The organism is Janthinobacterium sp. GMG2 (assembly GCF_033949445.1).
Lineage (GTDB): Bacteria > Pseudomonadota > Gammaproteobacteria > Burkholderiales > Burkholderiaceae_D > Janthinobacterium > Janthinobacterium aestuarii.
In genome coordinates, this window is sequence record NZ_JAXAWA010000001.1 from 330,303 (window position 1) to 355,489 (window position 25,187).

At 64.1% G+C, this 25,187-nt stretch carries 22 protein-coding genes; 13 read left to right on the top strand and 9 right to left on the bottom strand.

Annotation, left to right across the window (positions count from 1 at the left end; all coding sequences use genetic code 11):
- Positions 1–135 precede the first annotated feature (135 nt).
- The 6 genes from SKZ59_RS01470 to hutC form a co-directional block, all read right to left on the bottom strand.
- Positions 136–405: a type B 50S ribosomal protein L31 gene (locus SKZ59_RS01470; RefSeq protein WP_034746247.1), complete on the bottom strand. Its 270-nt coding sequence runs from the start codon at positions 403–405 to the stop codon at positions 136–138.
- Between the two features lie 404 nt (positions 406–809).
- Positions 810–2,072 carry a transcription termination factor Rho gene (rho, locus tag SKZ59_RS01475; RefSeq protein WP_034746249.1) on the bottom strand — a complete coding sequence of 421 codons (1,263 nt, stop codon included), beginning with the start codon at positions 2,070–2,072 and terminating at the stop codon, positions 810–812.
- A 155-nt stretch (positions 2,073–2,227) separates the two neighbouring features.
- Complete coding sequence (gene trxA, locus SKZ59_RS01480) at positions 2,228–2,554, bottom strand: thioredoxin TrxA (protein WP_034746251.1); 327 nt, start codon at positions 2,552–2,554, stop codon at positions 2,228–2,230.
- 314 nt (positions 2,555–2,868) lie between these two features.
- Complete coding sequence (locus SKZ59_RS01485; protein ID WP_319990613.1) at positions 2,869–3,327, bottom strand: response regulator; 459 nt, start codon at positions 3,325–3,327, stop codon at positions 2,869–2,871.
- Between the two features lie 70 nt (positions 3,328–3,397).
- Complete coding sequence (locus SKZ59_RS01490) at positions 3,398–6,721, bottom strand: PAS domain S-box protein (RefSeq protein WP_319990614.1); 3,324 nt, start codon at positions 6,719–6,721, stop codon at positions 3,398–3,400.
- A 331-nt stretch (positions 6,722–7,052) separates the two neighbouring features.
- The gene (gene hutC, locus SKZ59_RS01495) at positions 7,053–7,772 is read right to left on the bottom strand and encodes a histidine utilization repressor (protein WP_034746253.1); all 720 of its coding nucleotides are present in this window, start codon (positions 7,770–7,772) and stop codon (positions 7,053–7,055) included.
- A gap of 228 nt (positions 7,773–8,000) precedes the next feature.
- Here hutC and ada point away from each other — a divergent pair, with 228 nt between their 5' ends.
- From ada to SKZ59_RS01555, 12 genes are all read left to right on the top strand, one after another.
- Positions 8,001–9,056 carry a bifunctional DNA-binding transcriptional regulator/O6-methylguanine-DNA methyltransferase Ada gene (ada, locus tag SKZ59_RS01500; protein WP_072454961.1) on the top strand — a complete coding sequence of 352 codons (1,056 nt, stop codon included), beginning with the start codon at positions 8,001–8,003 and terminating at the stop codon, positions 9,054–9,056.
- Complete coding sequence (locus SKZ59_RS01505; RefSeq protein WP_319990615.1) at positions 9,053–9,742, top strand: 2OG-Fe(II) oxygenase; 690 nt, start codon at positions 9,053–9,055, stop codon at positions 9,740–9,742. Before ada ends, SKZ59_RS01505 begins: the two co-directional genes overlap by 4 nt.
- 277 nt (positions 9,743–10,019) lie before the next feature.
- The gene (locus SKZ59_RS01510; protein ID WP_319990616.1) at positions 10,020–11,474 is read left to right on the top strand and encodes a mechanosensitive ion channel family protein; all 1,455 of its coding nucleotides are present in this window, start codon (positions 10,020–10,022) and stop codon (positions 11,472–11,474) included.
- Between the two features lie 134 nt (positions 11,475–11,608).
- Positions 11,609–12,235: a GNAT family N-acetyltransferase gene (locus SKZ59_RS01515; RefSeq protein WP_319990617.1), complete on the top strand. Its 627-nt coding sequence runs from the start codon at positions 11,609–11,611 to the stop codon at positions 12,233–12,235.
- Positions 12,236–12,287: 52 nt separating this feature from the next.
- On the top strand, positions 12,288–13,967 hold the full coding sequence (locus tag SKZ59_RS01520; protein ID WP_413774523.1) for an amidohydrolase: 1,680 nt from the start codon (positions 12,288–12,290) through the stop codon (positions 13,965–13,967).
- A 126-nt stretch (positions 13,968–14,093) separates the two neighbouring features.
- The gene (gene hutU / locus SKZ59_RS01525) at positions 14,094–15,803 is read left to right on the top strand and encodes a urocanate hydratase (RefSeq protein WP_128141824.1); all 1,710 of its coding nucleotides are present in this window, start codon (positions 14,094–14,096) and stop codon (positions 15,801–15,803) included.
- 8 nt (positions 15,804–15,811) lie between these two features.
- Positions 15,812–17,371, top strand: a complete 1,560-nt coding sequence (gene hutH, locus SKZ59_RS01530) for a histidine ammonia-lyase (protein ID WP_046684340.1) — start codon at positions 15,812–15,814, stop codon at positions 17,369–17,371.
- Between the two features lie 20 nt (positions 17,372–17,391).
- On the top strand, positions 17,392–18,180 hold the full coding sequence (gene hutG / locus SKZ59_RS01535) for an N-formylglutamate deformylase (protein WP_319990618.1): 789 nt from the start codon (positions 17,392–17,394) through the stop codon (positions 18,178–18,180).
- Complete coding sequence (locus SKZ59_RS01540) at positions 18,165–19,541, top strand: formimidoylglutamate deiminase (RefSeq protein WP_319990619.1); 1,377 nt, start codon at positions 18,165–18,167, stop codon at positions 19,539–19,541. The genes hutG and SKZ59_RS01540 overlap by 16 nt, the downstream gene beginning before the upstream one ends.
- Positions 19,541–20,116 carry a HutD family protein gene (locus SKZ59_RS01545; protein ID WP_319990620.1) on the top strand — a complete coding sequence of 192 codons (576 nt, stop codon included), beginning with the start codon at positions 19,541–19,543 and terminating at the stop codon, positions 20,114–20,116. Before SKZ59_RS01540 ends, SKZ59_RS01545 begins: the two co-directional genes overlap by 1 nt.
- Positions 20,117–20,128: 12 nt before the next feature.
- Complete coding sequence (gene hutI, locus SKZ59_RS01550; RefSeq protein ID WP_319990621.1) at positions 20,129–21,355, top strand: imidazolonepropionase; 1,227 nt, start codon at positions 20,129–20,131, stop codon at positions 21,353–21,355.
- Between the two features lie 21 nt (positions 21,356–21,376).
- Positions 21,377–22,876: a glycine betaine ABC transporter substrate-binding protein gene (locus tag SKZ59_RS01555; RefSeq protein WP_413774524.1), complete on the top strand. Its 1,500-nt coding sequence runs from the start codon at positions 21,377–21,379 to the stop codon at positions 22,874–22,876.
- A gap of 11 nt (positions 22,877–22,887) precedes the next feature.
- Here the strand turns inward: SKZ59_RS01555 and SKZ59_RS01560 are convergent, their stop codons facing one another.
- Positions 22,888–23,067 carry a hypothetical protein gene (locus SKZ59_RS01560; RefSeq protein WP_034746290.1) on the bottom strand — a complete coding sequence of 60 codons (180 nt, stop codon included), beginning with the start codon at positions 23,065–23,067 and terminating at the stop codon, positions 22,888–22,890.
- A 221-nt stretch (positions 23,068–23,288) separates the two neighbouring features.
- Here SKZ59_RS01560 and SKZ59_RS01565 point away from each other — a divergent pair, with 221 nt between their 5' ends.
- Complete coding sequence (locus SKZ59_RS01565) at positions 23,289–23,426, top strand: hypothetical protein (protein ID WP_161781466.1); 138 nt, start codon at positions 23,289–23,291, stop codon at positions 23,424–23,426.
- A gap of 225 nt (positions 23,427–23,651) precedes the next feature.
- On the opposite strand, the gene SKZ59_RS01570 is transcribed toward SKZ59_RS01565, so the two are convergent.
- Together SKZ59_RS01570 and SKZ59_RS01575 are read right to left on the bottom strand one after the other, a co-directional pair.
- A complete protein-coding gene (locus SKZ59_RS01570) occupies positions 23,652–24,158 on the bottom strand; it encodes a GNAT family N-acetyltransferase (protein ID WP_319990622.1) in 507 nt (168 codons plus the stop codon).
- Positions 24,155–25,099 carry a DMT family transporter gene (locus SKZ59_RS01575; RefSeq protein WP_319990623.1) on the bottom strand — a complete coding sequence of 315 codons (945 nt, stop codon included), beginning with the start codon at positions 25,097–25,099 and terminating at the stop codon, positions 24,155–24,157. Before SKZ59_RS01575 ends, SKZ59_RS01570 begins: the two co-directional genes overlap by 4 nt.
- Positions 25,100–25,187 lie beyond the last annotated feature (88 nt).

Below are 25,187 nucleotides of genomic sequence, written 5' to 3' on the forward strand. Positions count from 1 at the left end.
ATAGTGGCAAGACGCGACGAATGGCGTCGGGTATGCGCGAGTATAAAGTAAAGCGGCCAAAGACAAAAAAGGCAGCCGTGGCTGCCTTTTCTCTGGTAGCCGAAGCTGCCCTTTTTTGCCGCAATGCGGCAAAAATTAGCCTGCTGCGACTGCGGTTTTCGAACCAACCGAACCGAACTTCTGACGGAACTTCTCGACGCGACCAGCGGTATCGACGATTTTGTGCTTGCCCGTGAAGAATGGGTGCGATTCAGCCGAAACCTCGATCTTCACCAGTGGGTATTCTTTACCGTCGTGGGTGATTTTTTCGCGGGTTTGGATGGTCGAGCGGGTAACGAATTTGAAATCGCACGACAGGTCGTGGAAAACAACTTCGCGGTATTCTGGATGGGTATCGACTTTCATGGGATTCTCTCTAAGTAGGTAGCCAAACAGCACTTCGTCGGTCGTCTTGCTTCTTGACCCGATTGCCGATCACTTGCCAGGGTTTAAAATAATGCAACCGTCGATTATATAGCGCTTTCGGGCCGGCGGCAATAAAAAAGCCGCTCAATGAGCGGCTTTGCATGATCGCGTGTGGTCGGCGTGGCGTAATCCGACAACACCGCCGCCTTCGCCAACAATGTTGTCGGATTACGGCCCTGCGGGCCTCGGCGGCCCCACCTAATCCGACCTACGTCTTTGGTGGCAGCATGTTGCCACCGGGGAGGGAGAAACCGTAGCGAGCAGGCCGCAGTTGCGATCGAGTAGCGCAACCGTACAAAAGTACGGTGAGCAACGGAGATCGCAAATGTGGCCGCGCAGTAGGTTTATCCCCCCCGGCGCATCATGTCGAAGAACTCGGCGTTGTTTTTCGTCGCTTTCATCTTGTCCAGAATAAACTCCATCGCCTCGATCTCGTCCATCGAGTACAGCAACTTGCGCAGGATCCAGATTTTTTGCAGTTCGTTCGGCTTGATCAGCAGTTCTTCGCGGCGGGTACCCGATTTGTTCAGGTTGATTGCAGGGTAGACGCGTTTTTCGGCCAGGCGGCGCTCCAGATGCACTTCCATGTTGCCGGTACCCTTGAATTCTTCAAAGATCACGTCATCCATGCGCGAACCCGTTTCGATCAGCGCCGTGGCGATGATGGTCAGCGAGCCGCCTTCTTCGATATTGCGCGCGGCGCCGAAGAAGCGTTTTGGACGTTGCAGCGCGTTCGCGTCGACACCACCGGTCAGGACCTTGCCCGAGGCAGGGATGACGGTGTTGTAGGCGCGGGCCAGACGGGTGATCGAGTCGAGCAGGATGACCACGTCTTTTTTCATTTCGACCAGGCGCTTGGCTTTTTCCAGCACCATCTCGGCCACTTGCACGTGGCGCGTGGCCGGCTCGTCGAAGGTCGAGGCGACGACTTCGCCGCGCACGGAGCGTTGCATCTCGGTCACTTCTTCCGGACGTTCGTCGATCAGCAGCACGATCAGCGTGATGTCCGGGTGATTGGCCGTGATCGCATGCGCGATGTGCTGCAGGATCACGGATTTACCGGATTTCGGCGACGCCACCAGCAAGCCGCGCTGGCCTTTGCCGATCGGGGCGATCAGATCGATGATGCGGCCGGTGATGTTTTCCTGGCCATTCATTTCACGTTCCAGGCGCAGCGGCTCGTTCGGGTGCAGCGGCGTCAGGTTTTCAAACAGGATGCGGTGTTTCGACATCTCCGGCGATTCGCCGTTGACCTTGTCGACTTTGACCAATGCGAAATAGCGTTCGCCATCTTTCGGGGTCCGTACCTCGCCTTCGATCGAATCGCCGGTGTGCAGATTGAAGCGGCGGATTTGCGAAGGGGAGATGTAAATGTCGTCGGTGGACGCCATGTAGCTGGCGTCGGGCGAGCGCAGGAAGCCGAAGCCGTCAGGCAGCACTTCCAGGGCGCCATCGCCAAAAATCTGTTCGCCGGACTTGGCGCGTTTTTTCAGGATAGCGAACATCAGCTCCTGTTTGCGCAAGCGGGCTGCGTTGTCAATGTCAAGACCGATCGCCATCTCAAGCAGGGCGGATACGTGTAGGGCCTTTAGTTCGGATAAATGCATATGTGTTGAGTGTCCCGAGACGGGATGTAAAGGTAGGGGAGGGGACTGCGTGGCGTTGATTAATTATTGGGGAAGGCTGTGCACGAATGAGGGCAAAGCCGCTTCCCGGTTGTTCAGTCAGGCGGCGCTGCGGGCGCAGCGCTGCCCATCATACATTAAATGTTGCTGTCGACGAAAGCGGTCAACTGGCCCTTGGCCATGGCGCCTACTTTTTGAGCAGCTGCAACACCATCCTTGAACAGGATCAGGGTCGGGATGCCGCGGATGCCGAACTTGGCAGGCACTGCCTGGTTGGCGTCCACGTCCATCTTGGCGATCTGGATGCGGCCGGCGTATTCCTTGGCCACTTCTTCCAGGATCGGAGCGATGGCCTTGCAGGGACCGCACCATTCTGCCCAGAAGTCGACCAGTACTGGCAACTCGGATTGCAGGACGTCTGCTTCAAAAGATGCATCGCTAATGTGTTTGATATTTTCGCTCATATTTTCCTCAAATGAGGGTGGGATCAATAATGCCTAGAATTAACCATACGCTGGTTCGCCATCCATGCTTCCTGGAATGCAATGAGAAGATGGGGACAATGGGCACGAATTCAATGTTCTTGGAAGGTGCGACCAGAGGTATGCAGGCGGGGATGGCTGAAATAATAACCCATTTTTTCAAAGCGTGGCGATTATTGCAGAAAAACTTGAGGCATATCGCCAGCATATCGCTTCCGCAGGCGCGTGCAGGGCGGCAAAGCCGCATGCCTGCTGGCCTGCGGCGCCGTGCCCGCCCCTTCGGCCTGGCCTTGAGATCAGGCTTGCGCGTTGGCTTGACGCGCCGTGTGTTGCAGTTGCAAGTTCACCATCAGCTGCAATTCCGCGCTTTCCATCGGCTTGCGGAAGGTGCCCAATATATGCAGGCCGTTGGCCATGGCCAGGCGCTCGGCCGCCAGGCGCACGGCCGAATGCAGGCCCGACAGCAGGACCACGCCGCCGCGGAAGCCGTTTTCAGCCGCCATGCGCAAGAATTCGATGCCGTCGATGTCGGGCATCGACAGGTCGCAGATCAGCAGGTCGGGCTGGTGCTGCTTCAAGGTCGACAGCGCCTGTTCGCTGTGCGATTCGCAGCGGATGTCGAACGGGCCCATCTGCTCGAGCATGTCGCTGAGCACGTCGAGCATGAAAACGTCGTCGTCCAGCAGCAGCACGCGCAACGGCGCCAGGCCTGCTTCATTGTGTTCCCCGTTTGCTTGGTTTGGTACAGTGTTCATCGTCCTGTCTTTCTGTTGATATGCATCGCTGTCGATGCCGATACCTTGCCATAGCGTAATTTGGCGGTAGCTAATCGTCATTGGCAAAGCTGGTGTTATTCATGATTTGTTCGGTAATCTGTTCCAGCAGGGGCCACAGGCGCGCCACGATGCGCCGTGCCCGCTCCGCCTCGTCGGCCGGTTCGCCCGGCGCCAGCGTTTCCAGGTTGTGGCACAGCTCGGCCAATCCCAGGGCGCCCACGGTACGCGCCGACGACTTGATGCGGTGCCCCAGTTCGCGCACCTGGTGTACGTCGCCGCGCGCCAGGGCCGCATCGATGTCGCCAAAGCCATCCTGCGTCGTCTGCAGGAACTTGAAGGCGAACTTGCGCACCTTTTCCGGGTTGTAGCCCAGCAACTTGGCCAGGATGGACAGGTCGATCACCTGCGGGTCGCCTGCCAGGGTGGTCTTGAAGGCGGGCGCGGCGCGGCTGCGCGCCGGTGGCGGCGGTGTCTCGCGCGCCGGCAGCCAGCTGGCGATGGTCTGGTACATCATGGCCGGCTGGATGGGCTTGGAAATGAAATCGTCCATGCCCGCGTCCAGGCAGCGCACGCGGTCTTCGCTGGTGGCCGTGGCCGTCATGGCCAGTACGCGCAAATGCGCCAGCTGCGGGTCGGCGCGGATGTGGCGCGTCGCTTGCAAGCCATCCATCAGCGGCATCTGCACGTCCATCAGCACGCAGTCGAACTGGGTCTGGCGCAGCAGGTCGAGCGCTTCTTCGCCATTGTTGGCCAGGCAGACGGAAGCGCCCGCTTCTTCCAGCAATTCCAGCGCCACTTGCTGGTTGAACGTATTGTCTTCCACCAGCAGGATGCGCGCATGCTTGAGCGTGCGCATCACCAGGGCCGCGTCGGCGCTGGCGCGCATGGCGGCCGCCGTCTGCACCATGCTGTCGAGCATGGCCGGCGCCGCCTGGTCGGAAATGCCCAGGTTGGCCGTGAACCAGAAGGTGCTGCCGGCGCCGGGACGGCTGTCGACACCGACGTCGCCGCCCATCAGCTGCGCCAGCTGCTTGCAGATGGCCAGGCCCAGGCCCGTGCCGCCATATTCGCGCGTGGTGGAGGTGTCGGCCTGCTGGAAGGACTGGAAAAGCTTGCTCATTTCATCCTGCGACAGGCCGATGCCGTGGTCGCACACTTCAAAGCGCACCAGGCAGTGCTTGGCGTCCGCCACCACCTTGCGCACTTTCACGGTAATGCTGCCCTGTTCGCTGAACTTGATGGCGTTATTGGCGTAGTTGATCAGCACTTGCCCCAGGCGCAGCGGGTCGCCCACGAGCACGGCTGGTAATTGCGGGTCGATTTCAAACAGCAATTCCAGATTCTTGCCGGCGGCGCGCGGCGCCACCACCGTCATCAGGGTTTGCACGACATGGTCGAAACTGAAGTTGACGCGCTCGATCTCCAGCTTGCCCGCCTCGATTTTCGAGATGTCGAGGATGTCGTCGATGATGCCCAGCAAGTGTTCTCCGGCAAAGCGGATTTTTTCCAGGTAGTCGCGCTGGCGCGGTTCCAGATCCGTTTTCAGGGCCAGATACGCCATGCCGATCACGCCATTCATCGGCGTGCGGATTTCATGGCTCATGTTGGCCAGGAATTGTCCCTTTGCCAGGCTCGCTTCCTCGGCCACCTGCTTGGCCTGGTCGAGCTGTTCGGTACGCTGCGCCACGCGCTCTTCCAGATGTTCATTGAGTTCGCGCAAGGCGCTTTCGCTGCGCTTGTGATACGTGATGTCCGTCAGGCTGGCCACCACCATGCCCACCTTGCCGTATTCATCGCGGATGGCCTCGGTATTTACGGACAGCCACGACAGGCTGCCGTCGGGCTGCTGCACGCCCATCAGCACGTCGCGCATGGCGACACCCGTCGACAGGGTGATGTGCACGGGATGGCTGCGCTGGTCGAAGGGGGAACCGTCCTCATGGATGGCTTGCCACAGGCTGTTGCCGGCAGGACTGGCCGCCAGCATGCGCTCGGCGGCGGCGTTGCTTTCCAGAATGTGGCCGTGGCTGTCCTGCACCACCAGGCCATTCGTCACGGCGCCGAAGACGGACGCCATGCGCTGGCTCGAGTTCGACAGCGCGATCGACGCCTGGCGCCGTTCCGTGATGTCGGTGATCATCGCCAGGGTGCCGCCCGGCTCGCCGTTGTCCGACTGGATGCTGGTGCTCGACAGCAAGCCCCACAGGCTGGACTGATCCTTGCGGAAGAAGCGGAAATCGACCTGGTCCGGCTGGCTGGCGAAGCTACCGTGGCTGGCCAGGCGGCGCTGCATCAGCAGCTGGCTGTCGCGGTCCATGAAGTCGAGCAGGGGACGGCCCAGCATTTCCTGTACCGTGTAGCCGAGCATGTGCGCCATCTTCGGATTGACGAAGGTGGTCTTGCCGTCCGCACCCGTCATCCAGATGCCTTCGGCGGCCGTCTGCACGATCAGGCGGTAGCGTTCCGAACTGGCGTGCAGCGCTTCCTCGGCGCGTTGCCGCTGCGTCATGTCGCGCAGCGAGACAATGGAAAACACCTGGCCGGCCATGCGCAGCGGCGACAGGCTGACCTTGGCAGGAAAATGCGTGCCATCGCGGCGGCGCGCCATCATCACCCGCCCCGGCAGGCTGTGCCGTGCTTGCGGGTCGCCCACGGAATGGCTGGCCGTGCTTTCCGGTACCAATTGCTCCAGCGACATGCCCGTCAATTCGGCCAGCGGATAGCCGAAGCAGCGCGCCCCGATCTGGTTGGCGTAATGCACCTTGCCCTCGACGTCGGCCACCAGCATGGCTTCGGGCGCCGCTTCCAGCATCGAGCGCATGCGCGATTGCTCGTCCTGCTTGCGTTCGCTGATATCGCAGATGATGCCGCTGGCCTGCGTGGCGGCGCCATCCGAAGCGCGTGTCAGCACGGCGCCGCGCGCCAGCAGCCAGCGCCAGTGGCCGTCGCTGTGGCGCAAACGGAATTCGCAATTGAAGGTGCCGGGCGCCTGGCCGTCCAGATGCTGGCGAAATGCCAGGCTCAGGCGCGCGCGGTCGTCGCGGTGCACTTCGGCCAGCCACTCGTCCAGTGCATGGTCGAGCTTGGCGCTCTTGTCGCCCAGCACGTCCTGGTACTGGGGCGCGAACTGCAGCCGCCCGGACTGGCGCCGCCAGGTCCAGCCAGCCAGGGCCGCGCCGCGCAAGGCTTGCCCCGCATCCTGTTCGGCCAGGGCGTGCGCGGGCAGGAGCAGGCGGCGCAACTGTTGCCGCAGCCGCCATGCTTGCCAGCAAGCCACTCCCGCCAGGGCGGTGGCGCTGGCGGCAGCGTATGGCCACAGCACTGTTGGCGCCATGCCCTGTGCCGCCGCCTGCACCGGCAACGAAAGCGCCATGCCTGCCGCCAGCATCGTATGAGCGAGCCGGTGCAGCGCAGGGCGCCGGGGGCGTGGTGCGCTGAAACTCGTGTGGCTGCAATACGACAAATGCATCCCTTTCTGGGGCATGATGGAACTGGGCTGACAGTGCATGATGCGCGCTCAAATAAACGCCTGCGGCGCTTTCTGGCGGCAACTATAGCATCGAATATTTGCTCGCAGTAGTTAAGTTCTGAAACAGCCAAAACGGGATTTTTTTTGCCCCGGAATGGCTGTTTTTTTTGCGGTTTTGTGAGAATCTGAGAGAAAGTTGGCGCGAAATCGTGCTACGGAATGGCGTTGTATGACCTCAGGTAAAACTGCCGGCAAACTGATATCGGTGTCCGGGATGCCACATGGTGGCGATCGAGGCGATCTTGCCGCCTGAGCGCGTCTGGCGGCGCAGCACCAGGCATGGCTGTTTCGTGTCGATGGCCAGCATTTCGGCGATGTCGCGCGGCGCCGACAGCGCTTCGATGCTGTAGGTGGCGCCTTGCAGGGGCGCGGCCGCCATCAGGTATTCGTTCGGCGTGATGCTGGAAAAATCCTGCGTCATGTAGTCGGGCGCGCACTCGGGATTGACCCAGCGGTCTTCCACCTGGATCGGTACGCCGTTTTCAAAATGCACGATCAGCGAGTGGAACAGCGGGTGCTCGGGCGGCAGGCCGAATTGCTTGGCCAGCAAGTCGGACGCCTTGGTGCGTTCCAGCAATTGCAAGCTGCTGCGGTGGATATGTCCGCGCGCCCGCACTTCATCGGCGATACTCTTGATTTCCAACAGTGTCGCCTGGTATTTTTGCTGCGCCACATAGGTGCCGGAACCCTGGCGCCGGGTCAGCACCTGTTCGCTCGTCAGTTCGCGCACGGCGCGGTTGACCGTCATGCGCGAGACGCCGAATTGTTTTACTAGTGCTTGCTCGGATGGAATTACGTCGCCTTCCTTCCAGCGCCCGGCGGCGATACCGGCCAGCAGAAAATCCTTGATGCGCTGGAAAATGGGCGTATTTTCTTGTGTATTGTGATCGTCCAATGCGGTTTCTCCGAGGCGCGGGCAGGGCACGCCGCCGGCTGGAGGCGCGATGGCCGATTTTAGCACCGAGCACGATGCCTGCCGCCAGCCTTTTTTGAATTCAAAAGCAAGCGCCGGAGTGTGGTGCGCGCGGGTGCTGGCTATGCTGGTGACTTGGAGACTATCCCAGCAGGGGATGTATTCATCTACTGGGATAGGCTCTTAATATTGACTTGCACGGAGTTCGCCATGGAACACGCTTACCTGACTGACGATGAACGCTGGGATGCCCTGCAACGGCGCGCGCCCGATGCCGACGGCGTCTTTTATTACTCGGTGCGCACGACGGGCGTGTATTGCCGGCCTTCCTGCGCCGCGCGCCCCGCCTTGCGCCGCAACGTCGCTTTCCACGCCAGTTGCGAACAGGCGGAGGCGGCCGGCTTTCGCCCCTGCCTGCGCTGCAAGCCGAATTTGCCGCCGCTGGCCCAGCGCCAGGCGGCCATCGTGGCCGACATCTGCCGGCTGATCGACGCCAGCGACGAGCTGCCCGACCTGGACAGCCTGGCACAGGCGGCCGGCATGAGCCGCTTTCACTTCCACCGCGTCTTCAAGGCGCACACGGGCATCACGCCGAAAGCGTACGCGGCGGCGCGGCGCGGCGAGCGCCTCAAGGCCGGCTTGCAGGGCGAAGCGAATGTCACGGAAACCTTGTATGCGGCCGGCTTCAATTCCAGCGGCCGCCTGTATGCGGCCACGCCCGGCTTGCTGGGCATGACGCCGGGCGCCTTTCGCGCCGGCGGCAGCGGCGCCGTGATCCGTTTTGCGATTGGCGCCTGCTCGCTGGGCGCCATTCTCGTGGCCAGCACGGACAAGGGCATTTGCGCCATCCTCATCGATGACGATCCGGAAGTGCTGCTGCGCGACTTGCAGGACCGTTTTCCGCAAGCCGAGCTGCGCGGCGCGGAAGCCGACTATGAACAGACGGTGGCGCAAGTCGTCGGCCTGGTCGAGGCGCCGGGCCTGGGATTGGACTTGCCGCTCGACGTACGCGGTACCGTGTTCCAGCAGCGCGTGTGGCAAGCTTTGCGCGAGATTCCCGCCGGCAGCACGGTCAGCTATGCCGAGCTGGCCCGCCGCATCGGCGCCCCGCAAGGCGCGCGCGCCGTGGCCGGTGCCTGCGCCGCCAATGCGCTGGCCGTCGCCATTCCCTGCCACCGGGTGGTGCGCAACGATGGCGCGCTGTCCGGCTACCGCTGGGGCGTGGAGCGCAAGCAGGCGCTGCTCGAGCGCGAGGGCGAGCGGTGAAGGCGCTCGATTGGCAGCGGATCGAAGATGAGCTGAATGCGCATGGCTGCGCCGTCGTGCCGGGCTTGCTCGATCCCGCGCAGTGCGCGGCGCTGGCGGCACAGTACGACGACGCGTCGCGCTTTCGCAGCAAGGTCGTGATGCAGCGCCACGGTTTTGGACAGGGCGAGTACCAGTACTGGGCGCATCCATTGCCGGACGTGGTGGCCGCCTTGCGCGCGAGCTTGTATTCCCCCTTGGCGGCGATTGCCAACCGCTGGCACGCCGCCATGGGCATCGGGACGCGCTTTCCATCCAGCCACGCCGATTTCCTCGCGCGCTGCCATGCGGCCGGGCAAACCCGGCCCACGCCTCTGCTGCTGCGCTACCGTGAAGGCGATTACAACTGCCTGCACCAGGACTTGTATGGCGAGCACGTGTTTCCGCTGCAACTGGCCGTGCTGCTGTCGCGCCCGCAAGACGATTTCACGGGCGGCGAGTTCGTGCTGACGGAGCAGCGCCCGCGCATGCAGTCGCGCGCCGAAGTGGTGCCGCTGGCGCAGGGCGACGCCGTCCTCTTTCCCGTCGCGCTGCGCCCCGTGAACGGCACGCGCGGCACTTACCGCGTGAACATGCGCCATGGCGTGTCGCGCCTGCGTTCGGGCTTGCGCCACACCCTGGGCATCATTTTCCATGATGCGAGCTGAGCAGTACGTGTGATCCTTGAGTTTCCAGGATTACATGGCATGATGGCTACTCCTTGTCACTCTTTCATTTCCGCCATGTCCGCGCTGCTCCGCCTGTTGTGCCTGTTGACCATTTTCCTGCTGCCCTCAGCCTATGCGGACGATGGCGTGCCCGCGCTCGTTGCGGAGGCCGGGACCGTCGTGGCGCCGTCGCAAGCCGCAGCCAGGACGGCGCCGCTGATGTTTGCCAACCGCAAGGTATTCGTCTTCCGCGCCGCGCTGGCCGGCTATCCGCCCGATGAGCGGGCCATCGGGGCGCAGCGCACGCCTGGAAAGCGTGCTGGCAAAAAACGGCCCCTTGCAGGCGAGCACGCGCACGATTTCCGAAGGTACGCAGGTGCTGCTCGATGGCGTGCAGCTGTTCGTCGTCGTGCCCGGCGACGTCAACCTGCTGGCCGGCGACACGACGGAAAGCGTGGCGAAAGCGGCGGCCGGCGAACTGAGCAAGGCTGTGTTTGACTATCGCGAGCAGAGCAGCTGGCGCTACCTGGCCATCGCCGCCGCCGTGTGCGCGGCCGCCACGCTTGTGTTCTGGCTGGTATGGATGGGCTTGACGCGCTTCTATCGCTGGGCCAAGCGCCGCAGCGGCATCCTGCTGGCCTCGCGCCTGCGCGACGTGCGCCTGAAGAATGTGCGCGTGCTCGATGCCGAACACTACATTGCCTTTGCGTATCAACTGCTGAGCGCCGTGCTGTGGGGCTTGCGTCTGATGGCCACGTATCTGTGGGCCGCCTTCGTGCTGGGCCGTTTGCCCTACACGCGTTCCTGGGGCGAAAGCCTGAACGGCTATCTGTTCGACGTGGCGGCCGACGTCTTCCATGCCATCATCGGCGCCTTGCCGGGGCTGGTGCTGGTGTGCGTGATCTTTGCCATCGCGCGCCTGATCGCCGCCACGGCCGCCTCGCTGTTCAAGCGCGTGGAAAGCGGAGAATTGCAAATCGGCTGGCTCGACAAGGACACGGCCCTGCCGACGCGCCGCATCGCCAGCGTGGTGATCTGGCTGTTCGCGCTGGCCATGGCGTATCCGTATCTGCCCGGCTCGCACACGGCGGCCTTCCAGGGCCTGTCCGTGCTGGTCGGCCTGATGGTGTCGATCGGCGCGTCGAGCATCGTGGGGCAGGGCGCCAGCGGCCTGATCCTGATGTACACGCGCGCCCTGCGCAAGGGGGAATATGTGCGCGTGGGCGACAGCGAGGGCACGGTGGTCGACGTGGGCATGTTCGAGACGCGCTTGCGCACGGGCCTGGGCGAAGAGGTGGCCTTGCCGAACGCGTGGGTGATGTCGCAAACGACAAAGAACTATTCGCGCGCCCAGCCCGGCGGCGGCTTCGTGCTCGACTCCACCGTCACCATCGGTTATGCCACGCCGTGGCGGCAAGTGCACGCCATGCTGGAACTGGCGGCCTCGCGCACGCCGGAACTGTCCACTTCGCCAAAACCGTACGTGATGCAACTGGCCCTGCAAGACTATTATGTGCAATACCGCCTTGTCGCCTACGCCAGCGCCGAAGTCCCCCGCCAGCGCGCCGAAGTACTGAACCGCTTGCACCAGAACATCATCGACGTCTTCAACGAATTCGACGTGCAGATCACCTCGCCGCACTACATCGATGACCCGAAAGAGTCGCAGGTGGTGCCGCCGGAGGAATGGTTCAGGGCGCCGGCGCAAAAGCCGGAGGACGGGGCCAGGTAAGGTCGCGTGACATGGTGCTCGGCCATGCTGCTCCACATGAAATACCAGTGCAGGCCTGTGGTGATATTGGCCAGGCGCAAGGCCTGCGCGCTTGCGCTAAGATGCCGGGCGTTTCCAAAAAAAGAAAGAGAACCATGTCCAGCCCATTTCCTGCCGAAACCTCCCGCACCGCCCGCAGCCTGGCCGCCGCCCTGATCGGCGACCCTTTCTACCGCACCGTCACGGTGGCGTGCGGCGAGGACGAAGCGGCGCGGCTGGCGATGCTGGAAGCGTACTTCGCGCTGGCGCTGGCCGAGGGGGAGCAAGCGGGCCGTGTAGACCTGGCCGGCGATGTGTGCAATGAGGTCGGCAATGGTGCCGCGATCTGGACGACGGACACGCCGACGGCCCTGCGCCAGGCTGCGTATGCGCAGCGCGAAGCAGCTTTGCGCGCGCTGCTGGGGGAGCGCGGCTTCGCCCATTTCACGGCCATCGTCGAGAATATGGAACACGCGCTGGCGCCGCATGGTCTGCAGGATGCGTGGTATCTGTCGATCGCCGGCATCGATCCAGCCGCACAGGGCCGAGGGCTGGGCGCATCCGTGCTGGCGCCTGGCCTGGCGGCCGTCGATGCGGCCGGTGCCGCGTGCTTCCTAGAGACGTACAACGAACGCAGCCTGCCGTTCTATGCCCGCCTGGGCTTCGTGGTGGCGGGGCGGTATGGGGAAGCCGTCACGGGCTGCGATTACTGGCTGATGGTACGGGAACCTCACGCTGCCTGATTGACCATTTTGCCAATTTCTATACACTCGTCTTTTCATTCAAGACTTGGAGATGGAAATGCCGATCCCGCGCCGTACCTTGCTCGTTCTCGCCTGCCTGGGCGCCCTGACCCACGTTTACGCCCACGCCGATACCGTCATCGATAACGCCAACGGCTACACGCTCGATGCACATGGCAAGGTGGTGCGCTTCACGGCGCTGGCCTTTGACGATGCGGGCAAGCTGCTCGCCGTCGGCAGCGCCGCGCAGGTGAAACGCAAGGCGGCCAAGGGCGCGACCCACGTCGACGTGCAGGGAAAAACCGTGCTGCCTGGCCTGATCGACGCACATGGCCACGTGTTCGGCCTGGGGACGATTGCCAGTGGCGTCATGCTGTACGGTTCCGCGTCGCTGGCGGCCGCCGTGCAGGCCGTGGGCGACTTCGCCAAGGCGCATCCAGAACGCAGCTGGGTTGTCGGCAATGGCTGGAACCAGGAAATCTGGAAGCTGGGGCGCTTCCCCACGGCGGCGGAACTTGATGCGGCGGAAAGCGCGCGGCCCGTGTGGCTGCGCAGGGTCGATGGTCACGCGGGCTGGGCCAACAGCCGTGCGCTGGCACTGGCCGGCATCACGCGCGATACGCCGGATCCGGCGGGCGGCAAGATCGAACGCGATGCACAGGGCAATGCCACCGGCGTTCTGGTCGACAGTGCCATGGACTTGATGGATGCCGTACTGCCCAAGCCGGGCGACGTGGAAAACCGTGCCGCCCTCGACGGCGCACTGGCGCAGCTGTCGCAGGTAGGCCTGACCAGCGTGCACGATGCGGGCATCGGCCAGATGCAGGACCGGCTGTTCCGCGATTATGCGGACCACGGCAAGCTGACGGTGCGCGTGTACGGCATGATTGCCGACACGACGGACGATTTCGACGCGCTGTCGAAAAACGGTCCCTTGACCAGCTATGCGCGCGATATGTACGCCTTGCGCGCCGTGAAACTGCTGTCCGACGGCGCCCTGGGCAGCCGCGGCGCTGCCTTGCTGGCACCGTACAGCGACGATCCCTCTACCAGCGGCCTGCTGTTCTACCCGGACGCCGCCATGCGCGCGAAGATGGAAAAAGCCATGCGCGCCGGCTACCAGGTGAACGTGCACGCCATCGGCGACGCGGGCAACCATCAAATCCTCGACGGCTATGCAGCCTTGACCGCGCAATACCGCAGCGTGGGCCTGCGTCACCGCATGGAACACGCGCAGGTGGTGCAATTGAGCGACATCCCCCGTTTCAAGGCGCTGGGCATCGTGCCGTCGATGCAGCCGACGCACGCCACCTCGGACCAGAACATGGCGGAGCAGCGCGTGGGGCACGAGCGCATCAAGGGTGCGTATGCATGGCGCACCTTCCTCAAGCAAGGTTCGCGCATCGCCTGCGGATCGGACTTCCCCATCGAGTCGCCAAACCCGTTCGAGGGCATCCACGCGGCCGTGACGCGGCAAAACAGCGAAGGATTCCCGGCTGGCGGCTGGTACCCGCAGCAAGCCATGACGGTGACGGAAGCGCTGCGCTGTTTCACCCTCGACGCGGCGTGGGCGGCGCACCAGGAAAAGGTCATCGGCACCCTGGAAGCGGGAAAATGGGCGGACTTTATCGTCGTCGACCAGGACCTGTTCACCGTGGCTCCAGCGGCGATTGGCAAGACGCGGGTGCTGCAGACGTGGGTGGCGGGCAAGCGCGTGTTCGAGAAAAAATAAAGGCTGGGGTCAGACCCGCCGGGTCTGACCCCAAAGAAAACCTGTTGACTTGGTTGTATAGACAACCTATGCTGGGAGTACCAGAGCGGACCACGCATGTCCGCTCGCACCCTACGAGGAGACAGCATGAACAGCACAATGGACACCGATCCACGCTTTGATGCCAGCCGTACCATCCGCGCCCCGCGCGGCACGGTCATGGCTTGCAAGAGTTGGCAGGCCGAGGCGGCCTACCGCATGTTGCAAAATAATCTGGACCCGGAAGTGGCGGAAAATCCGCAGCATCTGGTCGTCTACGGCGGCATCGGCCGCGCCGCCCGCAACTGGGCCTGTTTCGACCAGATCCTCGCCTCGCTGCGCGAACTGGAAGACGACCAGACCTTGCTGATCCAGTCCGGCAAACCGGTGGGCGTGTTCCAGACCCACGCGGATGCGCCGCGCGTGCTGATCGCGAACTCCAACCTGGTGCCGAAATGGGCGAACTGGGAACACTTCAACGAACTCGATCGGCAAGGCCTGTTCATGTACGGCCAGATGACGGCCGGCAGCTGGATCTATATCGGCACGCAGGGCATCGTGCAAGGCACGTATGAAACCTTCGCAGAGGCGGGCCGCCAGCATTTCGGCGGCGACTGGGGCGGGCGCTGGATTCTGACGGCGGGCCTGGGCGGCATGGGCGGCGCGCAGCCGCTGGCCGCCACCATGGCGGGCGCCGTCTCGCTCAATATCGAATGCCAGCAAAGCAGCATCGACTTCCGTCTGCGCACGCGCTACCTGGACAAGCAGGCGGCCAGCCTGGACGAAGCCCTGGAGCTGGTCAAGTACCACACCGAACGCAAGGAAGCGATCTCCATTGGCCTCTTGGGCAACGCGGCCGAAGTGCTGCCGGAACTGGTGCGCCGCGCGAAAGCGGGCGGCCTGGTGCCGGACCTGGTGACGGATCAGACGTCCGCGCATGACCTGGTCAACGGCTATCTGCCGCGCGGCTGGAGCGTGTCGGACTGGAAGGCGGCGCAGCAAGACCCGCAGCGCCACGCGCGCCTGACGGTGGCCGCCGCCGACTCCTGCGCCGCCCACGTGCAGGCGATGCTCGATTTCCACGCCATGGGCGTGCACACGGTCGACTATGGCAACAACATCCGCCAGGTGGCGTTCGACCAGGGCGTGCAGAACGCCTTCGACTTCCCCGGCTTCGTGCCCGCCTACATCCGCCCGCAATTTTGCGAAGGGCGCGGGCCGTTCCGCTGGGTGGCGCTGTCGGGCGACCCGGAAGACATCTATAAAACGGATGCGAAGATCAAGGAGCTGTTCCCGCACCACAAGCAGGTGCACCACTGGCTGGACATGGCGCGCGAGCGCATCGCCTTCCAGGGCCTGCCGGCGCGCATCTGCTGGCTGGGACTGGGCGAGCGCCACATCGCCGGCCTGGCCTTCAACGAGATGGTGCGCACGGGCGAACTGAAGGCCCCCATCGTCATCGGCCGCGACCACCTCGATACGGGCTCCGTCGCCAGCCCGAACCGCGAGACGGAAAGCATGAAGGATGGCACGGACGCCGTTTCCGACTGGCCGCTGCTCAACGCCATGCTCAACACGGCCGGCGGCGCCACCTGGGTCTCGCTGCACCATGGCGGCGGCGTGGGAATGGGGTATTCTCAGCATGCGGGCATGGTCATCGTGGCCGATGGCAGTGAAGCGGCGGCGAAACGCCTGGCTAGAGTGCTGGTCAACGACAGCGGCTCGGGCGTGATGCGCCATGCCGATGCCGGCTACGAAACAGCGGCCGCCTGCGCCAAGCGTAACAACCTGAACCTGCCGATGCTTAATACGAAGTGAAAGCAAACATGACACAGCACTCCAAAAGTTGGACCCTGAAACCGGGCGCGATGACCCTGGGCGACCTGCGCGCCGTGTGGGCCGCACCCGCGAAACTGATCCTTGCCGCCGAGGCCTATCCCGTCATCGAAGCATCGGCCGCCGCCGTGCAAGCCATCGTCGCCAAGGGCGATGCGGCCTACGGCATCAACACGGGTTTCGGCCTGCTGGCCAAGACGCGCATCCCCGATGAAAAGCTCGAGCAATTGCAGCGCAACCTGATCCTGTCGCACTCGGTCGGCACGGGCGAACTGCTGTCGGACGCCGTCGTGCGCCTGATCATGCTGATGAAGATCGGCAGCCTGGCGCGCGGCTTTTCCGGCGTGCGCCCGCTGATCGTCGACACCCTGATCGCGCTGTACAACGCGGGCATCATGCCGGCCATTCCCGCCAAGGGTTCCGTCGGCGCCTCGGGCGACCTGGCGCCGCTGTCGCACATGACCCTGGCCATGCTGGGCGTGGGCGAGGTGCGCGTCAACGGTGAATTGATGGCGGCGCCCGAAGCGCTGGCGCAGGCCGGCATCGCACCCGTCGTGCTGGCGGCGAAAGAGGGCCTGGCGCTGATCAACGGCACGCAGGTGTCGAACGCGCTGGCGCTGCATGGTCTGTTCATGGCCGAACGCCTGCTGGAAGCGGCCATGGTCACGGGCGCGCTGTCGCTCGATGCGGCCAAGGGGAGCGACTCGCCATTCGACGCGCGTGTGCATGCCGTGCGCGGACAGCCGGGGCAGATCCTGGCCGCGCAGATGTACCGCCAGCTGGTGGCGCACAGCGCGATTCGCGCCTCGCACCTGGAAGGCGACGAGCGCGTGCAGGACCCGTACAGCCTGCGCTGCCAGCCGCAAGTCATGGGCGCCTGCCTGGACCTGATCGGTAACGTCGGCCGCACCCTGCTGATCGAAGCCAATGCCGTCACGGACAATCCGCTGATCTTCCAGGATGGCCCGAACGGGCAGGCGGAGATCGTCTCGGGCGGCAATTTCCACGCCGAGCCGGTGGCCTTTGCGGCCGACACCCTGGCGCTGGCGATTGCTGAAATCGGCGCGCTGGCTGAGCGCCGCATCGCGCTGCTGATCGACGCCACCTTGTCCGGCCTGCCGCCTTTCCTCGTGCGCGACCCCGGCGTCAATTCCGGCTTCATGATCGCCCATGTGACGGCGGCCGCGCTGGCGTCGGAAAACAAGTCGCTTGCCCATCCGGCCAGCGTCGACAGCCTGCCCACTTCCGCCAACCAGGAAGACCACGTGAGCATGGCCACGTTCGCCGGGCGCCGCCTGGACGACATGGCGCACAACACGGCCGTCATCGTCGGCATCGAGCTGCTGGCCGCCGCGCAGGGCATCGATTTCCACCGTCCGCTGAAAACCTCGCCGCACCTCGAGCACGTGCATCAACAGCTGCGCCAGAAAGTGCCGTTCTTCGACGCCGACCGCTTCTTCGCGCCCGATATCGAAGCGGCCAAGCAGATGGTGCTGCAGGGTGAGTTGAGCAGCAAGTGCAAGAATTTGTTCGCCCCGCTGTACGCCTGAGCGGGCGCAAGGAGACAAGCATGGATTTCCGCTTCAACGAAGGCAGCATCCCGCTGCTCGTGTCGATGCCCCACGTGGGCACCGACATACCCGACGATATCGCCGCGCGCATGACGCCCCAGGCCCTGGTCAAGGCCGATACGGACTGGCATTTGCGCGAACTGTATGGTTTTTTGCAGGAGATGGATGCGTCCGTGCTGTCGGCGCGCTGGTCGCGCTACACCATCGACTTGAACCGCCCGCAGGAAGACACGAATCTGTATCCGGGCCAGGATACGACGGGCTTGCTGCCCAACGATACCTTCCACCGTGAGCCGCTGTACCTGGCCGGCAAGGAACCCGATGCGGCCGATGTGCAGCGCCGGCTGCAGCGCTACTGGGCGCCGTATCACGCGCAGCTGCGCGCGGAACTGGACCGGCTGCTGCGCGTGCACGGCGCCGTGGTGCTGTGGGATGCCCATTCCATCGCCTCGCATGTGCCGCGCTTCTTTGACGGCAAGCTGCCCGACCTGAACTTCGGCACGGCCGATGGGGCCAGCTGCGATGGCGGCCTGACGTCGGCCGTGGTCGATATCGCGCGCGCGCAGGATCAATTTACGGTTGCGCTGAATGGCCGCTTCAAAGGCGGCCACATCACGCGCCATTACGGCCAGCCGGACAGCCGCGTGCATGCGATCCAGCTGGAGATGTGCCAGTGCCTGTACATGGACGAGACGGCGCCGTTTGGCTACCGGCCCGACCTGGCGGCACAGGTGCAGCCGCTGCTGCGTCAGATGATGGAAGCGGCTGTGGCATGGGTGGCGCGTTGAGCGGCTGTTTGTTTGCCCGCCACGCGCTGCTGCCGCAAGGCTGGCGCCGCGACGTGCTGCTGGAATGGGATGCGGCCGGCGATCTGACGGCGGTGGCGGACAACACCGCAGCGCCGCCTGGCGCGGAAGTGGCCGAATATGTCTTGCCCGGCATGGTCAACCTGCATTCGCATGCGTTCCAGCGGGCGCTGGGCGGCATGACGGAAGTCGCCGGGGATGGCTTGGACAGCTTCTGGACTTGGCGCGACCTGATGTACCGTTTCGCGCACCACATCACGCCGCCGCAGATGGAAACCATCGCCGCACAGCTGTTTGCCGAATGCCTGCGCCATGGCTACACGGCCGTGTGCGAATTTCACTACCTGCAGCGCGATGCGGCCGGCGCGCTGTATGCGCGCCCTGCGGAAACGGCGGAACGGGTACTGGCCGCGGCGCGCCTCAGCGGCATCGGCGTGACCATGCTGCCCGTGCTGTACAGCCATGCGGGTTTCGGCGCACAGCCCCTCAAACCTGAGCAGGCGCGCTTTCGCACCGGTGCGGATGACGTGCTGCGCATCGTCGAAGCGCTGGCGCCGCAGCGCGGCGGGCAGGTGGAGGTGGGCTTTGCGCCCCATTCCCTGCGCGCGGCCGGCGTGGCGCAGATCCGCGAAGTGGCGCAAGCGCTGCCTGCGGACCGCCCCATCCACATCCACATCGCCGAGCAGCAGGGCGAAGTGCGCCAGAGTCTCGATGTCACCGGCCTGCGCCCGGTGCAGTATCTGTACGACCAGATCGACGTCGATGCGCGCTGGTGCCTCGTGCATGCCACGCATGTGCAGCCGGATGAAGTGGCGCTGATGGCGGCCAGCGGCGCCGTGGCAGGCCTGTGCCCGACGACGGAAGCGAACTTAGGCGACGGCCTGTTCCCGCTGGCCGAATTCATCGCCGCCGGCGGGCGTTTCGGCGTCGGCAGCGACAGCCACGTGTCGCAGTCGCCGGTGGAGGAATTGCGCTGGCTCGAATATGGCCAGCGCTTGCAGCGCCAGCAGCGCAATGTGGCCGCCACGCCGGATGAACGCCATGTGGGCGACTATCTGTGGCAAACGGCCTTGCAGGGCGGCGCGCAGGCATCCGGGCGCAAGCTCGGTGCGCTGGCGCCGGGCTGCCGTGCCGACTTGCTGGTGCTCGACGACGCGCATGTGAACCTGTACGGCGTGGCCATCGCCGATGTGCTGGGCAGCGTACTTTTCTGCGGCAACGACAACCTGGTACGCGACGTGCTGTGCGGCGGCCAGTGGCAGGTGCGCGATGGGCGCCATGTGGCGCAGGACGCCATCGCCACCGCCTACAAGCGCACCCTGGCGCAACTGAGGGCACTCTGATGGCAACCTTCATCCCGCAGGAATACCTGCGCGCCGCGCCGTGGAAAAACGGCGGCGGCAGCACGACGGAAATTGCGATTGCTCCCCCGGGTGCCGGCTTCGACGATTTCGACTGGCGCATCAGCCTGGCGACGATCACGGCCAGCGGGCCATTTTCCAGCTTTCCCGGCATCGACCGCAGTCTGATGCTGGTCGATGGCGACAGCGTGCAGCTGACGCTGGACGGCGCGCGCAAGGTGACCTTGAGCGCGGCGCAACCGATGCTGTGGTTTCCCGGCGAAGCGGCCGTGGTTGCGCAGGTCAAGGGGCCGACGACGGATTTCAATGTGATGACGCGGCGCGACCGCTGCCGCCACCAGCTGGAAAAAATCACGGCGCCGGGCAAGCTGGCGCGGCGCAGCGCGGCGACCCTGCTGTTCGTCGCCGGCGAAGGCCACGTGCTGGCACGCGGTGGCGAGCAGCAGTTCGCGCTGGCCCGCCACGACGCGCTGCTGCTCGACGCCGACGATGCACCGGACTGGCGGCTCGACGCCTTGCAGCGCACGGCCGTGCTCCGCGTCGACCTGTTCATCTAGGAAGGAACACATATGCAAGACTGGGATATGGTCATCCACAACGTCCACCTGGCCACGATGGAGCATGGCTATGGCGAGCTGCTCGACGCGGCCATCGCCGTCAAGGATGGCCGCATCGCGTGGTTCGGCCCCGGCGACGAGCTGCCGGCCAGCGGCGCGGTGCTGCACGACGGCCAGGGCTGCTGGCTGACGCCAGGCCTGATCGACTGCCATACGCACATCGTCCACGCGGGCAACCGCAGCGACGAATTCGAGGCGCGCCTGAATGGCGCCAGCTATGAAGACATCAGCCGCGCCGGCGGCGGCATCATGTCCACCGTGCGCGCCACGCGCGCGGCCAGCGATGACGAATTGCTGCGCCAAAGCCTGCCCCGCGTGCTGGCGCTGCTGGCCGAGGGCGTGACGACCCTGGAGATCAAGTCCGGCTACGGCCTCGACGCGGACAGCGAGGCGAAGATGCTGCGCGTGGCGCGCAGGATAGGGGAACAGCTGCCGGTCACTGTGCGCACCACCTTCCTCGGCGCGCACGCGCTGCCGCCCGAATATGCGGGCCGCGCCGACTCTTATATCGAGCTGCTGTGCGGGCGGATGCTGCCCCAGCTGGCGGGCGATGGACTGGTCGACGCCGTCGACGCGTTTTGCGAGCGCATCGGCTTTACGCCGGCGCAAACGCAGCGCATGTTTGACGCGGCGCGGGCGCTGGGGCTACCCGTCAAATTGCATGCGGAGCAGTTGTCGGACCTGGGCGGCGCGGCGCTGGTGGCCCGTTACGATGGCCTGTCGGCCGACCACCTGGAATTCCTGTCGGAAGAGGGCGTCGCCGCCATGGCGCAACACGGCACGGTGGCCGTGCTGCTGCCGGGCGCGTATTATTTTTTGCGTGAGACGCAGCCGCCCCCTGTCGCGGCCTTGCGCGCGGCCGGCGTGCCGATGGCCGTGTCCACCGATTGCAACCCGGGCACGTCGCCGATGACGTCCCTGCTGCTGGTGATGAACATGGCGTGCACCTTGTGGCGCTTGACGCCGAAGGAAGCACTGGCCGGCTGCACGATCCACGCGGCGCGCGCGCTGGGTTTGCAGGATCGGACGGGCAGCCTGGTGGTGGGCAAGCGCGCCGATTTCGCCCTGTGGCGCATCGCGCGCCCGGCCGACCTGGCGTATGCGCTGGGCCTGAACCCGTGCGCGGGCGTGGTGCATGGCGGTGTCTGGCGCGCGCCGGTGGTAAGCTTGCCGGATTGATCATCCGCCCTGGAGCGCCGCGTGCGTGTTGTTTACTCCTTGTCTTACCTGCTGTTGTTGCTGTTTTTTGCCGCCGCCCCTGCACATGCCCAGGATGGCGGCACCCTGAAGGTGGGTTCGAAGCGCTTTACGGAATCGTACATCCTCGGCGAAATCCTCCAGCAGAGCGCCGCGCCGCACGTCAAGGCGGAGCACCGCCAGGGCCTGGGCAACACGGCCATCGTGCTGGCCGCGCTGCAGGCGGGCAGCATCGACGTGTATGCCGAATACATGGGCACCATCGGCAGCGAAATCCTCAAGCACGACAAGGCCATCGGCCTGGAACAGATGCGGCGCGAGCTGGCGGCGCTGGGCCTGGGCGTGGCCGTGCCGCTGGGCTTTAACAATACCTATGCGCTGGCAGTGCGCCATGATGAAAAATCGATCGCCAGCCTGGCGCAGCTGGCCCAGCACCCGGCCCTGAAATTCGGCCTGTCGCATGAATTCATCGGCCGGGTCGATGGCTGGCCAGGCCTGGCCACGCGTTATGGCTTGCCGCAGCGCCCGCGCGGACTCGATCACGGCATCGCCTATGAAGCGCTGGCGCAGCGCCAGGTGGACGTGATCGATATTTACTCGACGGATGCGAAGATCCGCCAGTACGGCCTGCGCGTGCTGGCCGACACGCAGCAATATTTCCCCCGCTATGACGCCATGCTGTTGTACCGGCTCGACCTGCCGCAGCGTTTCCCCGCCGCCTGGCTGGCGTTGCAAGGGTTGCAGGGACGCATCAGCGAGAGCGACATGATCGCCATGAATGCGGCCGTGGAAATCGATGGCAAGCGTTTTTCCGAGGTGGCGCGGCAGTGGCTGGCTTCCGGCACGCAGGCGAACAAGCCGGCCGCCGCGCGCGGCAAGCTGCTCGATAAAATCATCGGCGACGACTTGTGGACCCTGACGCGCCAGCATGTGACCCTGGTGCTGTTGTCGGTGGCTTTGGCATGTCTGATCGGCATTCCACTGGGCGTGCTGGCGGCGTTTTCGGCGCCGCTGCGGCAAACGGTGCTGGCCTTCGTCGGCGTGCTGCAGACGGTGCCCTCGCTGGCCCTGCTGGCGATATTGATCCCCGTGCTGGGCATGATCGGCACCGTGCCGGCGCTGGTGGCGCTATTCGTGTACGCGCTGCTGCCCATCGTGCGCAACACGTGCACGGGCATCTTGCAGGTGCCGCAAGGCTTGCGCATGGCGGCGCTGGCGCTGGGCTTGAGCCGGCGCGACCGCCTGCTGCACGTGGACTTGCCGCTGGCCTTGCCCGTGATGCTGGCGGGCGTGAAAACGGCGGCCGTGATGAGCGTGGGCACGGCCACCATCGCCGCCTTCATCGGTGCGGGCGGCTACGGCGAACGCATCACCATCGGCCTGGCGCTCAATGACAACGACATGCTGCTGGCCGGCGCGATCCCCGCAGCCGTACTGGCCTTGCTGACGCAGGGCTTGTTCGAGCTGGTGGAGCGCTGGGCCGTTGCCGGCCGGCAGCGCTGACGGCATCACGGTTACAGCGAGTGCAGTTTCGAGCGCACCGAGACGACGGCCTGGTGCAGGATGCGTTCGGCCTGGAAGTCGTTTTCGCGCTGTTCGGCGATGGCTTGCAAGTCGCGCGTGTAGCGCTCCAGGCGGGAGCGCAGGTAGGCGCGGTAGATTTTCATGACGAGCGGTTTGGCAGAAACATTCATGATGTGGCTCCCGTATGCGATTCGTTCATTGATTCGTTCATTGTGTGTGAGCGCATTGCCGCCATTTTGCGTCGCATCAAACCCCAGCGTGCCGTCACTTTGGCGCGTTTGATCTTCCGCAATGTCTCCCAGGCCGAAGATGCCACACTGAATTTTCCCTGCTCGCCTGGTCATCATCAGCCGCAGGCCTGATTCCTTCAAGCATACTCAAGGAGCGTCGCATGGTCATTTTTGCCGTGGTTGCTGGCTGCATCGCCTGCCTGACAGTGTACCAAATCTATAAAAAATCGCAGGGTGGCAGTGGGGTTGCGCAACAACATATTGGCTTGCACGGCACATTGATTGAACCACGGAAATAATCAGTGGCATCCGAGCGACACTGGGTGACACTTGGTTAGCGGATTTAAGTCAAATGTAAGGCCCGGTAAGCAAATGTAAAGGTCTGCGCCATCGCAAGCGGCAGCGTTTATATTGATAACCGTTGATTGCATTCTCCCCCTCCCACTTGACAATGGGTTCTGCCCCGCGGTGCCGCTAGCCCGCGGGGATTTTTTTTGGAACTTACGCTTACAGTTCCCCTCCAATCAGGCAAGCTTTGGAGTGCCCGCCGACAATTGCGTCAAGGCATCGCCAGCGACCCGGCAGATGCGCCAGTCCGGCATCACGTCCGCGCCCATGCCCTTGTAGAAGTTGATCGCGTTTTCATTCCAGTCCAGCACCGACCATTCGAAGCGGCCGCAATCGCGTTCGACGGCCAGTTGCGCCAGCGCCACCAGCATCTGCTTGCCATAACCCTTGCCGCGCACCGATTGCTTCACGTACAGGTCTTCCAGGTATAGGCCCTTGCGGCACAGGAAGGTGGAAAAATTATGGAAGAACAGGGCGAACGTTACGACTTCACCATTTTCCTCGCCGACCAGCGCTTCGCATGCGGGATGGGCGCCGAACAGGCTGTCGTGCAACATGGATTCCTTGGCGATCATCATGTGTTCGAGTTTTTCAAACACGGCCAACTCATGGATCATGCCGAAGATGGCGGCCACGTCGGATGCGGCCGCGGGACGGATGGCGAGGGAGGAAGAGGTGCTCATGTTGCCTTTGTTGATGGAGTGGTGGAAAGGGAAGCGATGGTACTCGTCTTGCGCGTGCCCGACGTCAAGGCCCAGGCCACGCTGGACAGGCACAGCACCATGCCCACCCATTCGATGGCGGCAGGCCGGTAGTGTTCGAACTGCACTGACAGCAGCACGGAAATGACGGGCGTGACGACGCCGATATACACGGTCTTTTGCGTGCCGATGCGGGCGATTAACGTGAAATACGCGCTGAATGCGATCACCGAACCGAAGATGGCCAGGTACACCAATCCCATCCAGTAACTGGGGCGCGTGGGCAGCTGCCAGGACTGGCCCGTGGCGATGGCCCAGGCGGCCACCATCAAGGTGCCCCACAGCATGGTCCAGGCCATGGTCAGCATCACGTTGCCCGAATGTTCGCGCACTTTCATGACGAGGGCGTTGCCTGCCGTGCTCGACACGGTAGCCACCAGCGCCAGGATAAAACCGAGCAGAAAATGGCCATTGCCGCCGCCCAGAATATCTTGCAGCGCCGCACCGATGGACTGGTAAAACAGCAGCACGATGCCGCAGATGGCGACGAATGCCGCGCAGCAGGTGCTCAAGGTGATCGGTGTGCCGAAGGCGATGCGGTTGAGCAACGGCGTCCAGAAGACCATCAGCGCAAACAGCACGCTGACGAGGGCCGACACCAGATACTGTTCGGAACTATACGTGCACACATAGCTGAGGGCAAACGAGGCCAGTCCCTGCAGCAACATCCATTTTTGCGCGCGCCAGGGCAGGCGCAAGCGGTCGCCGCGCACGGCGCACCAGGCAAACAGGGTGGCGGACGCGAGGCCGAAGCGGTAGACCACGGAAACGGCGGGGGTGACATCGCCCAGCTGCAAGGTGATGGCCCAGAAGGTGGAGCCCCAGATCAGGCAGGCAATGATGAACAGGAGAGGAGAGGACATCGCGCAAGTATACGGGCATCGCGCAGGGATGGCGAGTGCGGTCGAGTTTGCTCGATGTGTTGCCAGAAGGTACTAGGCATTGAGCCAG

Bases quoted from the DNA above. Each gene is read 5' to 3' on its own strand.
- SKZ59_RS01470 (WP_034746247.1), bottom strand. From the start codon at position 405: ATGAAAGTCGATACCCATCCAGAATACCGCGAAGTTGTTTTCCACGAC.
- rho (WP_034746249.1), bottom strand. From the start codon at position 2,072: ATGCATTTATCCGAACTAAAGGCCCTACACGTATCCGCCCTGCTTGAG.
- trxA (WP_034746251.1), bottom strand. From the start codon at position 2,554: ATGAGCGAAAATATCAAACACATTAGCGATGCATCTTTTGAAGCAGAC.
- SKZ59_RS01485 (WP_319990613.1), bottom strand. From the start codon at position 3,327: ATGAACACTGTACCAAACCAAGCAAACGGGGAACACAATGAAGCAGGC.
- SKZ59_RS01490 (WP_319990614.1), bottom strand. From the start codon at position 6,721: ATGGCGCTTTCGTTGCCGGTGCAGGCGGCGGCACAGGGCATGGCGCCA.
- ada (WP_072454961.1), top strand. From the start codon at position 8,001: ATGGAACACGCTTACCTGACTGACGATGAACGCTGGGATGCCCTGCAA.
- SKZ59_RS01510 (WP_319990616.1), top strand. From the start codon at position 10,020: ATGAGCGGGCCATCGGGGCGCAGCGCACGCCTGGAAAGCGTGCTGGCA.
- SKZ59_RS01515 (WP_319990617.1), top strand. From the start codon at position 11,609: ATGTCCAGCCCATTTCCTGCCGAAACCTCCCGCACCGCCCGCAGCCTG.
- SKZ59_RS01520 (WP_413774523.1), top strand. From the start codon at position 12,288: ATGGAAATGCCGATCCCGCGCCGTACCTTGCTCGTTCTCGCCTGCCTG.
- hutU (WP_128141824.1), top strand. From the start codon at position 14,094: ATGAACAGCACAATGGACACCGATCCACGCTTTGATGCCAGCCGTACC.
- hutH (WP_046684340.1), top strand. From the start codon at position 15,812: ATGACACAGCACTCCAAAAGTTGGACCCTGAAACCGGGCGCGATGACC.
- hutG (WP_319990618.1), top strand. From the start codon at position 17,392: ATGGATTTCCGCTTCAACGAAGGCAGCATCCCGCTGCTCGTGTCGATG.
- SKZ59_RS01540 (WP_319990619.1), top strand. From the start codon at position 18,165: ATGGGTGGCGCGTTGAGCGGCTGTTTGTTTGCCCGCCACGCGCTGCTG.
- SKZ59_RS01545 (WP_319990620.1), top strand. From the start codon at position 19,541: ATGGCAACCTTCATCCCGCAGGAATACCTGCGCGCCGCGCCGTGGAAA.
- hutI (WP_319990621.1), top strand. From the start codon at position 20,129: ATGCAAGACTGGGATATGGTCATCCACAACGTCCACCTGGCCACGATG.
- SKZ59_RS01560 (WP_034746290.1), bottom strand. From the start codon at position 23,067: ATGAATGTTTCTGCCAAACCGCTCGTCATGAAAATCTACCGCGCCTAC.
- SKZ59_RS01565 (WP_161781466.1), top strand. From the start codon at position 23,289: ATGGTCATTTTTGCCGTGGTTGCTGGCTGCATCGCCTGCCTGACAGTG.
- SKZ59_RS01570 (WP_319990622.1), bottom strand. From the start codon at position 24,158: ATGAGCACCTCTTCCTCCCTCGCCATCCGTCCCGCGGCCGCATCCGAC.
- SKZ59_RS01575 (WP_319990623.1), bottom strand. From the start codon at position 25,099: ATGTCCTCTCCTCTCCTGTTCATCATTGCCTGCCTGATCTGGGGCTCC.